The 11784-nt window shown below is 72.1% G+C and carries 12 protein-coding genes; 7 read left to right on the plus strand and 5 right to left on the minus strand.

All coding sequences use genetic code 11. The features are described 5' to 3' along the window. Positions 1–86 precede the first annotated feature (86 nt). The 3 genes from B5D66_RS05710 to B5D66_RS05720 form a co-directional block, all read right to left on the minus strand. The gene (locus tag B5D66_RS05710) at positions 87–749 is read right to left on the minus strand and encodes an AIM24 family protein (protein WP_078760585.1); all 663 of its coding nucleotides are present in this window, start codon (positions 747–749) and stop codon (positions 87–89) included. Positions 750–875: 126 nt separating this feature from the next. Beyond that, the gene (locus B5D66_RS05715; protein WP_078760586.1) at positions 876–1631 is read right to left on the minus strand and encodes a DUF3027 domain-containing protein; all 756 of its coding nucleotides are present in this window, start codon (positions 1629–1631) and stop codon (positions 876–878) included. 206 nt (positions 1632–1837) lie between these two features. Beyond that, positions 1838–2221 (minus strand): cold-shock protein, encoded by a 384-nt coding sequence (locus B5D66_RS05720; protein ID WP_078760587.1) that lies wholly within the window; start codon positions 2219–2221, stop codon positions 1838–1840. Positions 2222–2841: 620 nt separating this feature from the next. Here B5D66_RS05720 and B5D66_RS05725 point away from each other — a divergent pair. The 5 genes from B5D66_RS05725 to B5D66_RS05745 all read left to right on the plus strand — a co-directional run bounded on the left by B5D66_RS05725 (position 2842) and on the right by B5D66_RS05745 (position 8959). Beyond that, entirely contained in the window at positions 2842–5298 is a 2457-nt protein-coding gene (locus B5D66_RS05725) for a helicase C-terminal domain-containing protein (protein WP_078760588.1), read from the plus strand. Positions 5299–5413: 115 nt separating this feature from the next. Next, complete coding sequence (locus tag B5D66_RS05730; protein WP_078760589.1) at positions 5414–5812, plus strand: hypothetical protein; 399 nt, start codon at positions 5414–5416, stop codon at positions 5810–5812. Positions 5813–5920: 108 nt separating this feature from the next. Further along, on the plus strand, positions 5921–6328 hold the full coding sequence (locus tag B5D66_RS05735; protein WP_078760590.1) for a hypothetical protein: 408 nt from the start codon (positions 5921–5923) through the stop codon (positions 6326–6328). 204 nt (positions 6329–6532) lie between these two features. Beyond that, the gene (locus B5D66_RS05740; RefSeq protein ID WP_078760591.1) at positions 6533–8185 is read left to right on the plus strand and encodes a DNA repair helicase XPB; all 1653 of its coding nucleotides are present in this window, start codon (positions 6533–6535) and stop codon (positions 8183–8185) included. A gap of 42 nt (positions 8186–8227) precedes the next feature. Then, positions 8228–8959 carry a polysaccharide deacetylase family protein gene (locus tag B5D66_RS05745; RefSeq protein ID WP_235000799.1) on the plus strand — a complete coding sequence of 244 codons (732 nt, stop codon included), beginning with the start codon at positions 8228–8230 and terminating at the stop codon, positions 8957–8959. Here the strand turns inward: B5D66_RS05745 and B5D66_RS26525 are convergent. Beyond that, entirely contained in the window at positions 8956–9321 is a 366-nt protein-coding gene (locus B5D66_RS26525; protein WP_394330033.1) for a hypothetical protein, read from the minus strand. The genes B5D66_RS05745 and B5D66_RS26525 overlap by 4 nt on opposite strands. Positions 9322–9469: 148 nt before the next feature. On the opposite strand from B5D66_RS26525, the gene B5D66_RS05755 reads away from it, so the two are divergent. Further along, positions 9470–10465, plus strand: coding sequence for a R2-like ligand-binding oxidase (locus B5D66_RS05755; protein ID WP_078760592.1), 996 nt, complete (start codon positions 9470–9472; stop codon positions 10463–10465). A gap of 48 nt (positions 10466–10513) precedes the next feature. Continuing rightward, the gene (locus B5D66_RS05760; protein WP_078760593.1) at positions 10514–10942 is read left to right on the plus strand and encodes an NUDIX hydrolase; all 429 of its coding nucleotides are present in this window, start codon (positions 10514–10516) and stop codon (positions 10940–10942) included. A 51-nt stretch (positions 10943–10993) separates the two neighbouring features. On the opposite strand, the gene B5D66_RS05765 is transcribed toward B5D66_RS05760, so the two are convergent. After that, entirely contained in the window at positions 10994–11686 is a 693-nt protein-coding gene (locus tag B5D66_RS05765) for a carbonic anhydrase (protein ID WP_078760594.1), read from the minus strand. Between the last annotated feature and the right edge of the window lie 98 nt (positions 11687–11784).

Raw genomic sequence — 11784 nt, forward strand, 5'->3', positions numbered from 1 at the left:
CGGTGCGGGACTACGGTACGCGACCCGGGCCCGGGCGCCACGCCGTTTTCCACCTCTCGTCCGATCTCGGGAGGAGCCGCACCGTTCTAGCCCTGCTGGACCGGGACCTGGGGGCCCTCCGACGCCTGGACGAGCACGAACCCCTGGCCCTCGAAGGCGAGCTGGACCGCCTCGCCGCTGCCGCGCCCGATCAGCGCGCCGGCCTTCACGGTGCGCCGCACGCCGGTGCGCAGCGAACTGGACCAGGCGACGGCGGAGTCGGTGTCGACGAAGGTGGGCTGGTCGACGTTGAGCATCACCGGGGTGCCGTGGCAGGCGATGGCCAGCCGCCCCTGACCGGTGAACACCGTGTTGAACAGGCCCCCGGCCGCGATGCCGGCGCCTTCGACCCGCCGGATGTCCCACTGGAGGCCCGACTCGAAGGCGAGCACGTTCTCGCCGTTGACGGTGACGGAGTCGCCCTCCAGGTCGATCACGTGGATCTCCCAGGCGTCGCGGGCCAGGAACACGTCGCCCCGCCCCGACACCCTCATCAGCGGGAGCCCCTCGCCGGTGATGGCCTTCTTGAACAGCCGACCGATCCCGCCCGCGCCCTGGTAGGCGAAGTCGACCTCGCCCTGGTAGGCCACCATCGCGCCCTGGCGGGCGAAGAACTCCCCGTTCAGGGCGACCCGCAGCATCTTGGAGTTCTGCAGGGTCATGCCGGGCCCGCTGGTCTCCCGGGCCTGGTTGAAGAGTTCACTGCGCACGATCGGTTCCCTTCGGCTGTCCTGGTGGGGTGGTGTCCCCAGATGGGACGCGCGGGACGCGACAAGGGTTCCATGACGGCCCGTCCCACCTCCGCGGACACACCCGGCGGAGGCGGGACGGTCGGACTATTTCTCGGACGAGACGAGTTCGAGCTCGCTGGTGTCGTCGAAGACGATGTGGTCGTACCCCATCTCGTCGACGACCGGCGAGACCCGCTCGCTCCGGGAGGCCGGCGGGGCGGCCTCGGAGTGGGCGCCACAGCCGTGGTCCATCGAGACGACCCTGCCGTCGTCGGGCGCGTACTCGTTGGCGCAGACGCCGAACAGCTGGCGGAACTCCCCCGCCAACGGCGTCATGAAGCCACAGGTGGCGCACTTGGCCGGGGCGGCGTTGGCGATCGGGCTGTCCGGGCCCGAGGGACCGGTGTACCAGCGCTCGGCGGCGGCCTCGCGCCCCGCCTCGGACAGCACCCGGGCGCGGCCCAGGCCGAGCTCCCAGACCATCTGGCGGTCGGTGCCGTCCTCGCTGAGGTCGCCCTCGGCGACCTGGGCGTAGCCGGGCATCAGCCGCTCGTCGTCCTCGGGCGCCGGCAGGAGGTCACCGACACCCAGGTCCCCCGGGCGGAGACGTTCCTTCCAGGGCAACCACTCGGGAGCGAGCAGCGCTTCGGAACCGGGCAGCAGCACCGCCTCGTTCACCGTGACGTACTTGGCGCGCGCGGCGCGCACCACGGTGACGGCGTAGTGCCAGCCCGGGTAGGCGGGATCCAGGCAGGCGAAGAAGTGGGTGACCAGGCGATCGCCCTCGACTTGCGTGGAGAGGTGTTCACCCACCCACTCCGGCCGGCCGATTTCGGCGGCGGCGGAACGGGCCAGGTCCACCGCCTCAATACATGCCTTGTCTGGTGTGGGAGAACGACGGGTACGGCTCACGTTTCCATTTTCGCTGATTACGGGCACCAACTTGACCATGCCGACGATCGATAGCCGACCGTTACGTGGCCATCAGGACGACATGACCCGCCCCGCCGCGGCGACGCGGCGGGGCGCGGCCGGCGACCGGCTCCCTGACTCCAGGCGCCCGGAAGCTATGCCTCCAGGTCGTCGGCGACGACGCGGAGCACGTGGGCGATCTTGGCCGCATCACGGCGGTCGGGGTGTTTCCCCCTACGGTATGTGGTCGAGATACCGTCGAGGAGCTTGATCAGGTCCTCGACGATGATCACCATCTCGTCGGGTTTCTTGCGCAACGCCTTGGCCACCGACCTCGGCGCATCGAGCAGTTTCACCTGGAGGGCCTGGACCCCCTTGCGTCCCTCGACGACACCGAACTCCACCCGCTGCCCGGGGCGCAGGACGGTGGTGCCCGGGGGAAGGGCGGAGGAATGCACGAAGACCTCACCACCGTCGTCACGGGTGAGGAAGCCGAATCCCTTGTCGCTGTCGTACCACTTGACCTTGCCGGTGGGCACGTGTGACCTCATCGCTCTCGACATCGGACCAAGACGAAGGAGCCGACCGAAATCCCAGCGCACACCGCTGTTCGCCCGGTTGGCCCCTAATACGGCATCTTCCCACAGGGGGGTTTTCAGGCTAGTCCTCGGCGCTCCGGAGAGGCGAGGGGGCAGACCAGCGAATTGGTGTCCACAACGGGTAATCCACGGCCGTAACCGGTCACCGGACGGTCCGGATGGACGAGAGGTCCGGAGAACGTTCCCCGGACCTCCCCCGACGGCACCTCTCCACCGCTGGTTGCGGAGTTGTGGGACGGGACCCGGCGGTCTCGGGATGCCGTCGCCTCGGCGGCGCATCCGACCGGGGCTGCCCCCGGCGGTCCATGGCACTGGCGCGGCCACCGACCCGGATCGCCGTCGCGTTCCCCGACGTCTTCGAGAGCGGAACGGAACGCAGTGACATCATTACCCCTCACCCCTCCCCGCATTCCAGCGAAACCCCAGGTCAAAGAGGTTATTCCAGCTCGTTTACCTTGTCATGGGATGCGCCGGGGCGTGTCCGGGGGACCCCTCCGGGCATGACGCCCCCGACCTCTCCCGGGCCGATGGCACCGTGCCATGGCATAGCGTGATGAGCGATGATCGACGACGCCGGCCCTGCGGCCCACCAGGGTGCAGGGCGTCCTCCCACCTACACGTCCTGGCTGCGCGAACGTTCCGACGCCGAACTCGACGCGCTCCTCGCCGCGCGGCCCGACCTGCTCACGCCGGTCCCGGCCGACATCGCGGCGCTGGCCGCCCGGGCGGCGTCGCGCCCCTCGGTCGTGCGCGTCCTCGACCAGCTCCACCTCTTCGAACTCCAGGTGCTCGAAGGGGTGGTCGCGCTGGGCGATGAGCGCTCCGGACGCTCCCCGCACGGGGTGGCCCCCTCCGCGCTCGCCACGGCCATGGCGGCTCCCACGGACCGGTTCGCGGCCGCGCTGGACCGGCTGCGCGCCACGGCGCTGGTGTGGGAGGAGGAGGGGCGGCTGCGCCCCGTCACCGCGCTGCGCGACATCCTGCCCCGTCCGGCCGGGCTCGGGCCTCCCCTCCGCGTCCTCCTCAGCGGACGTCCCCTGTCCCAGCTCGACCGGCTGGCCGCCGACCTGGGACTGCCCACCGGCTATGGCGAGGGCGACCCCGCCGACCGCCTCTCCGCGGCCCTGTGCTCCCCCGACCGCGTCGACGCCCTGCTCGACGACGCCGGTCCCGACGCCCGGTCCGTGCTCGACCGTCTCGTCTGGGGGCCGCCCGACGGCACGGTCTCCCAGGCCCGGCCCGACGCCGACATCGCGTCGGCCGCCTCCCCGGTCGAGCGGCTGCTCGCCCGCGGCCTCCTCTACGTCACCGGCGAGCACACCGTCACCCTGCCCCGCGAGATCGCGCTGCGCCTCCGCGGCGGACGGCTGTTCCGCGAGGCCGCCCCTCACCCTCCCGAACTCGACGGCCCTCAACGCTCCCCCCTGACGGTGACCCGGGCCGCGGCCGGGCAGGCGTTCACCGTCATCCGCTACGTCGAGGAGCTTGTGGAGCACTGGGCCGAGGACCCTCCCTCGGTGCTGCGCAGCGGCGGGCTGGGAGTACGCGACCTGCGACGCAGCGCCCGCCTCCTCGACACCGACGACACCACGGCCGCCGTCGTCATCGAGGCGGCCCACACGGCCGGACTGATCGCCGCCACCTCCGAGGTGGACGGGGAATGGCTGCCCACCGGCCACTACGACGTGTGGCGGGTCACCGAACCGGCCCGACGCTGGGCGCTCCTGGCCTCGGCCTGGCTGGGCTCGACCCGGGTGGCGAGCCTGGCCGGCTCCACCGACGCGCGCGGACGCTCCCGCAACGTGCTCGGCGAAGGGCTGGACCGGCGCCCGGCCCCCGAGGTACGCCGGGACGTGCTCGGGGTCCTCGCCGAGGCGCCCGAGGGGACCGCGCCCACCCGCGACTCCATCGCCGCCCGCCTGGCCTGGCGACGCCCCCGCCGGCAGGGCCGGGGTTTCGACGAGCTCCTCGACTCCACCCTCGCCGAGGCCGCCCTGCTCGGCCTGACCGGCCGGGACGCGCTCGCCCCGCACACCCGCGCGCTGCTCGACGAGACCGCGGACGGCCAAACCGTCGCCGAGGCGGCCGACTCCGCCACCGTCCGCGCGCTCGCCGCCGAACTCCCCGAGCCCGTCGACCACATCCTGATCCAGGGCGACCTCACCGCCATCGCGCCCGGCCCCCTCGTCCCCTCGCTGGCCCGCGAACTGGCGCTCGCCGCCGACGTCGAATCGACCGGCGGGGCCACCGTCTACCGGTTCGGCGAATCGTCCATCCGGCGCGCGCTGGACGCCGGACATGGCGCCGCGGACCTCATCGGCCTCTTGGAGCGGCACTCGAAGACACCGCTGCCCCAGGCGCTGCGCTACCTGATCGCCGACGTCGCCCGCCGGCACGGCCGGCTTCGGGTCGGCACCGCCTCCAGCTACCTGCGCTGTGACGAGCCCGCGCTCCTGGACGAGCTCCTCGGCGACCGCAGGGCCGACGACCTCGTGCTGGTCCGGCTCGCGCCCACCGTCGTCGCCAGCCGGACCACCCGGCCGGTCCTCCTGGACAGGCTGACGGAACTCGGCTACCACCCGGTCCCCGAGGCGGCCGACGGGACGATGCAGCTGAGCCGCCCGGACGCGCGACGGGCGGAGGAGCACGCCCCCGACGGGGGCCTCGACAGCCCTCCGGTCCCCGGTCCCCGGCTGCGCGCGGCCGCGGTGCGCGCCCTGCGCGCCGGCGACGAGGCGGCGACGGCCGCGCGCACCCCCGTCGCGGCCCCGCCCAACGGACCGTCCCGTCCCTCCACCGCCGCGACGCTCACGGCGTTGAACCGGGCCGCGGCGCAGGGACAGCGGGTGTGGATCGGCTACCTCGACCCCGAGGGGCGGGCCAGCAGCCACATCGTGGAGCCGCAGCGCGTGGACGGCGGTTTCCTCACCGCCTACGACGCGACCCGCGACGCGGTCCGCCGGTTCACCGTCCACCGCATCACCGGGGTCGCCTCGTTGGAGCGGGACGGCGCCTGAGGGGCCGCGACGGCTCGCCCGCCGGTTCCCCCTCCGGCCCTGCGCGGCAGGTCCCGGTCTGATGAGATAGGACCGTATCCGGTCGCCGATCCGCGGAGAGGGGCAGCGAACGCCCATGAGTCACCCCCCGTCGCTCCCCCCGGGAGCCTCCTCCCCCGACGAGAGCCGCCCCTTCCGCGGGCGTCCCCGGGACCCCGACGGCGTCCGGGAGGTCTCCTCCGATCGGCCCGCCGGCGGCTCCAGCAGCTCCACGATGGCCCTGGTGCTGCACGCGCTGACCTTCCTGTGCTGCGCGAACTGGCTGTTCGGGGTGATCGGCATCGTGTTCGCGGTCCGTGCCGCGCACAAACGCGACCGCGGTCTCCACGAGGAGGCCGAGACCCTGACCCGCTACTCCTGGTACTGCCTCGGCGCCGGCGCGGTGATGCTCCTGGTCACCGTGATCCTGTCCGGCATCATCCTCACCCAGGCCGGATCGTGGGTGAACGACATCGCGCCGGTCACCAACTACTGACCCCTCCCCGGGCATGGCCGAACCTCCTCCCCGGCTTCTGTAGGGTCGGATGCCGAAGACGAGGACGACGCCCTCCACGGGGGCTCCGAGGAACGGAAGCGGGGAGCGATGAGCAGCCAGTGGCCACCGGAGTACGGGAACGGTGGCCCTCCCGGGGGAGCCGGCTGGGGTGGCGGGTACGGCCAGCCCAGCGGGTATGACCAGCCCGGTGGATACGGACAGGGCGGCGGATGGAGCGGCGGCGGCTACGGTCCCCCCTACCCGCCGGCGAGCCCGCCCCCGTCCAAGGGCAGTACGATCTTCGCCCTGGTCGTCGCCATCGTGATCACCGTCCTGTGCTGCGGCGCGACGAACATCGTGGGCATCGTGTTCGCGGCCATCGCGCTGAGCAAGGACCGCGAACCCGACCAGGCGGAGAAGTTCACCCGTTGGGCGTGGTTGTGCAACCTCATCCACATCGGGCTGCTCGCCATCGGCGCCGTCGTCATCGGGATCATCATCGCCACGAGCCCGTGACCGGTCGCGGCCAGCGGCGGAGACAGTGTGGCGGATCCCGCGCGCGGGAATTCTCCCGGGTCGGGGCCGCGTTGGTCTGTGGCGGGACGGTATCGCCCGTCCCCGCCGCACCGTCCCCCACCCGGCGGACATAAGGCGCGCCCCCCGTCAGCCGGGGCCGCGTGCCCCGGCCCGAGGCGGCACACCGCCGGAAGAAGGAGAACCGTGACCGCCGGACCGCTCATCGTCCAGTCCGATAAGACCCTCCTCCTCGAGGTCGACCACGAGCTGGCCGACGAGTGCCGCCGCGCGATCGCGCCGTTCGCCGAACTGGAACGCGCCCCCGAGCACGTCCACACCTACCGGGTCACCCCCCTCGCCCTGTGGAACGCGCGCGCCGCCGGCCACGACGCCGAACAGGTCGTCGACGCCTTCATCGCCTACTCGCGCTACCCCGTCCCCCACTCGCTGCTCGTCGACGTCGCCGACACCATGGACCGTTACGGGCGGCTGCGGCTCGTCACCCACCCGGCCCACGGCCTGGTGCTGGAGGCCGTGGACCGCGCGGTGCTGGAGGAGGTCGTCCGTTCCAAGCGGATCGCGCCGATGCTCGGCGACCGCATCGGTTCCGACAGCGTCGTCGTCCACCCCAGCGAACGCGGCAACCTCAAACAGGCCCTGCTCAAGCTCGGCTGGCCGGCCGAGGACCTGGCCGGCTACATCGACGGCGAGGCCCACCCGATCGAGTTGGCCAAGGGCGACTGGGAGCTGCGCGGCTACCAGCGGGAGGCCGCCGAGAGCTTCCACTCCGGCGGCTCGGGCGTCGTCGTACTGCCGTGCGGCGCGGGAAAGACGGTCGTCGGCGCGGCGGCGATGGCGCTGACGAAGGCGACCACCCTGATCCTGGTGACCAACACCGTCTCGGTGCACCAGTGGCGCGCCGAACTCCTGCGCCGCACCAGCCTCACCGAGGACGAGATCGGCGAGTACTCCGGCGCCCGCAAGGACATCCGGCCGGTCACCATCGCGACCTACCAGGTGATGGCGGCGCGCCGCAAAGGCGTCCACACCCACCTGGAACTGTTCGAGGCGCGCGACTGGGGCCTGATCATCTACGACGAGGTCCACCTGTTGCCGGCCCCCATCTTCCGGATGACCGCCGACCTCCAGGCCCGTCGCCGCCTGGGACTGACGGCGACGCTGGTCCGCGAGGACGGCCGCGAGGGGGACGTGTTCTCCCTCATCGGCCCCAAGCGGTACGACGCCCCCTGGAAGGAGATGGAGAACCAGGGGTGGATCGCGCCGGCCGACTGTGTCGAGGTCAGGGTCGCGTTGGGCGACGATGAGCGGCTCGCCTACGCCACGGCCGAGCCCGAGGACAAGTACCGCTTCTGCGCTTCGGCCCCGGCCAAGATCGAGGTGGTGCGCGAACTCGTGCAGCGCCACGCGGAGGAGCAGATCCTCGTCATCGGCTCCTACATCGACCAGCTCGACGAGATCGCCGCCGCCCTGGACGCCCCCGTCATCAAGGGCGAGACCAAGGTCGCCGAGCGCGAACGGCTGTTCGGGGACTTCCGCTCGGGGAGGCTGCGCACGCTCGTGGTCTCCAAGGTCGCGAACTTCTCGATCGACCTGCCCGAGGCGGGGGTCGCCATCCAGGTGTCGGGCTCGTTCGGGTCGCGCCAGGAGGAGGCGCAGCGGCTGGGCCGGGTTCTGCGCCCCAAGAGCGACGGCCGTGGCGCCCGCTTCTACGCGGTCGTCACGCGCGACACCCTCGACCAGGACTACGCGGCACACCGTCAGCGTTTCCTCGCCGAACAGGGCTACGCCTACCGGATCGTCGACTCCGGTGACGTGCTCGCCGGCAACGAGATCTGAACCGCCCCACCGCCCCCTTTCCCCCTGTCCTCGGAGGTCCGCGTGGCCCTGGGTTCCCCCCGTCTTCGACGCGTGTGCGCGATCGCCTCGGCCCTGCTCGCCGTCGTCCTGGTGCTCGCCGGCACGAGAGCCGTCATGAACGCGCGCTCGTTCCAGTTCTACGGCGGGATCGTCCACCGGGTCGAGACGCAGGACCGGGTCGTCGCGCTGACCTTCGACGACGGCCCGTCCGAACACACCGACGAGGTCCTGGCGACGCTGGCCGACCTGGGGGTGCCCGCGACGTTCTTCCTGACCGGCCGCGAGCTGGAGGAACGTCCGGACCTCGGCAGGCGGATCGCCGCCGCCGGCCACCAGATCGGCAACCACTCCTACTCCCACCAGCGGATGGTGCTGCGCTCACCGGAGTTCATCGCCGAGGAGATCGAACGCACCGACGCGGCGATCCGGGCCACCGGCTACTCGGGTGAGATCGTCTTCCGCCCGCCCAACGGCAAGAAGCTCGTGGCGCTCCCCCGCTACCTGGACGCGACCGGACGCACGACGGTCACCTGGGACGTCGAACCGGACTCCGCCGGGACCTCCGACGCCGCCGCCATCACCCGGCAGACGCTGCGCGAGGTAGGACCGGGTTCGATCGTGCTGCTGCACCCCATGTACGGTGCCCGCCAGGCCACCCGCGACGCCATCCGCCCGATCGTCGAAGGACTCCAGGCCGACGGCTACCGCCTGGTCACCGTCGAGGAGCTCATCGCGGCGGGCACCGAGGGCTAGACCGAGGGCAGGCCGCCCAGGACGAAGGTGGAACCCGCGATCACCCAGGCGATGAGGGAGTAGCCGAGCGTCTGCGCGCGCAGGCCGGGCCGCTCGCGCAACCCGGGGGTGATGAAGGCCGCGACCATGAGGATCAGCGCGAGCATCGCGGGAATCAGCGACGCGATCGCGAACAGCGTCATCTGGTCGACGCAATCGGCGTAACCGGCGGCCGACGGACTCCCACAGAACACGTTTTCTCCCGGATCTCCGAACACGAACAGCAGGTAGGAAACCGCCACCAGGGCATTGGCGATGAGCAGCGCCACCGGCGCCGCGGTCACGGGGCTGCGGGGCCGCGACCGGCCCCGTGCGGACGACACCTCCCGACGGTACCGTTTCGCGGGACGCGATGTGCGGCTCGGACACGGCCGGCCATGGCCGCGTCACGGAGATTTCCCCCGCGCCCTTTACCCGGTACCCGGGGCCGCCCATCATGGGATGGCAGCGCCCCCCAGCGGAGGGAAGACCATGCCAGCTCCGTCCCGCCCCGCGCCCCCGCCGCCGGCTCCCCGCCGCGACGGCTTCCATTCCCTCCGCGCCGGCGGCCTGAACTGGGATTCCCTCCCGCTCCGGCTGTTCGCCAAGGGCAACGCCCGCTTCTGGGATCCCGCCGCCATCGACCTGAGCCGAGACGCCGAGGACTGGGCCGCCCTGCCCGCCTCGGCCCGGGAGCCGATTCTACGGTTGTGCGCCCAGTTCGTCGCCGGCGAGGAGGCGGTGACCCAGGACATCCAGCCGTTCGTCCGCGCAATGGCGGCCGAGGGGCGTCTCGGCGACGAGATGTACCTGACCCAGTTCGCCTTCGAGGAGGCCAAGCACGTCCAGGCCTTCCGCCGCTGGTTGGACGCGTTGGGCGTCGACGTCGACCTGCACGCCCATGTACGCGACAGCCCCGGTTACCGCGTCCTGTTCTACGAGGAGCTGCCCGCCGCGCTCGCCGCGCTCGACGACGATCCGGGACCGCGCAACCAGGTCCGCGCCTCGGTGACCTACAACCACATCATCGAGGGCTCGCTGGCGCTGACCGGCTACCACTCCTGGCAGCACATCTGCACGGCGCGGGGCCTGTTCCCGGGCATGCGCCGGATCATCCGGCACATCGGCGACGACGAACGTCGCCACATGGCCTGGGGCACCTTCACCTGCCGTCGCCACGTCGCCGCTGACGACGCCAACTGGTCCGTCGCCGAGGAACGGGTGCGCGAGCTGCTCCCCCACGTGCTGGCGGTCGTGGGGCCGGTGGGCCCGGGCGTCCGGGGCAACACCAGCGCGAACACGGACGCCTCCACGCCCCCGCCCGAGAAGCTGGTGGAGTACGCGCGAGACCGGGCGCTGCGACGGTTGGGCGCGATCGAGACGGCGCGGGGGATGGCGCCGGAGCAGATCGACGCCGACGCCTCCCCCGAGGCGTTGGAGGAACGGTTCGGCGAGGAGGATCGCACCGCCTTCGCCGAGGGCGGCTGACCTGCCGGGACCGGCCGCCGTCACCCGGGAGCGCCTATCCTGGGGGACATGGGAACCTCCGCCTCCTCGGCTGCCGCGCCGGCGGTCATCGACGCCCTCGCCTGGGTCCACGTGCGGGAGGGCAGGGTGCTCAAGGTACGTTCCACCGGCAAGGACGCCTACTATCTCCCGGGCGGCAAGCGTGAGCCCGGCGAGAGCGACGCCGAGGCGCTGCTCCGCGAGGTCGAGGAGGAGCTGTCGGTCCGGTTGCGGCCCGAGACGCTGGAACCGTTCGCGGTGATCGACGCCGAGGCGCACGGCCACGCCCCGGGCACCCGGGTCCGGCTGACCTGCTACACCGCCGAGCACGACGGCGAGCCCGTTCCCAGCAGGGAGATCGAGGAGATCGCCTGGCTCGGCCTCGACGACGCCGCGCGGTGTGCCCCGGCCGGGCGGCGGGTCCTGGAACGGCTGCACGAACGCGGCCTGATCGGCTGACGGCCGGCCCGCGCCGCGGCAGCGGGCGCGGACCGGCGGCACGGCACCGGATCAGTCGAGGAAGCTCACCCGGGAGTCGTCGAGGTCGTAACGGGCCGCGACGACCCGGAGGGACCCGTCGGCGACGTGCCCGGCGAGCTCGGGATCGGCGCGCAGCAGTCCGGCGATGTGCCGCGCGTTGGCGCTGACACCGGCGTCGACCGGGTCGTCGCCCCCGGGAGTCGCCTCGATCACCGGCAGGATCTGTTCGACGAGGTAGCCGACATGCCCACCGGGGACCTGCCCGGTCTCGTGGGCGTCGACCGCGGCGGCCACGGCGCCGCAGGAGGCGTGGCCGAGCACCACGATCAGGGGCACGTGCAGGTGCTCGACGCCGTAGACGATGCTGCCGAGGACGGACTCGTCGAGGACCTGCCCGGCGGAACGGACGGTGAAGAGGTCGCCCAGCCCCCGGTCGAAGACCAGCTCCGGGGGGACCCGGGAGTCGGCGCAGCCGAGAATGATCGCGAAGGGCTGCTGGCCGGCGACCAGCTCGGAGCGCCGGGCCGCGCCCTCGTGGGGGTGGCGCTGCTCCCCACGCTGCCAGCGCAGGTTGCCCTTCTTCAGCAGGTCGAGGGCTGAGGTGGCATCGACGGCCGCCCCCTCTGGCAGCGGCGCGGCGAGGGCCGTTGCCGAGCCCGCCAGGAGCGCTCCCGCTCCCGCGACGAACGAAGCGCCTAAAGCGGTCCGACGTGACATCACCATGCGGTTTCCCCGTTCTCTGACATGTGACATTTCGCCACGAAACTCAAAAAACGGGGAAATATTAGTCTTGAGAACTTGAAAAATGAATGGGATTTTTT

The sequence above is a fragment of the Marinactinospora thermotolerans DSM 45154 genome (assembly GCF_900167435.1).
Taxonomy (GTDB): domain Bacteria; phylum Actinomycetota; class Actinomycetes; order Streptosporangiales; family Streptosporangiaceae; genus Marinactinospora; species Marinactinospora thermotolerans.

What these genes read in the sequence shown, in the direction of transcription:
- B5D66_RS05725 (WP_078760588.1), top strand. Translation starts at nt 2,842, where the DNA reads ATGATCGACGACGCCGGCCCTGCGGCCCACCAGGGTGCAGGGCGTCCT.
- B5D66_RS05755 (WP_078760592.1), top strand. Translation starts at nt 9,470, where the DNA reads ATGCCAGCTCCGTCCCGCCCCGCGCCCCCGCCGCCGGCTCCCCGCCGC.
- B5D66_RS05760 (WP_078760593.1), top strand. Translation starts at nt 10,514, where the DNA reads ATGGGAACCTCCGCCTCCTCGGCTGCCGCGCCGGCGGTCATCGACGCC.
- B5D66_RS05765 (WP_078760594.1), bottom strand. Translation starts at nt 11,686, where the DNA reads ATGGTGATGTCACGTCGGACCGCTTTAGGCGCTTCGTTCGTCGCGGGA.
- B5D66_RS05730 (WP_078760589.1), top strand. Translation starts at nt 5,414, where the DNA reads ATGAGTCACCCCCCGTCGCTCCCCCCGGGAGCCTCCTCCCCCGACGAG.
- B5D66_RS05735 (WP_078760590.1), top strand. Translation starts at nt 5,921, where the DNA reads ATGAGCAGCCAGTGGCCACCGGAGTACGGGAACGGTGGCCCTCCCGGG.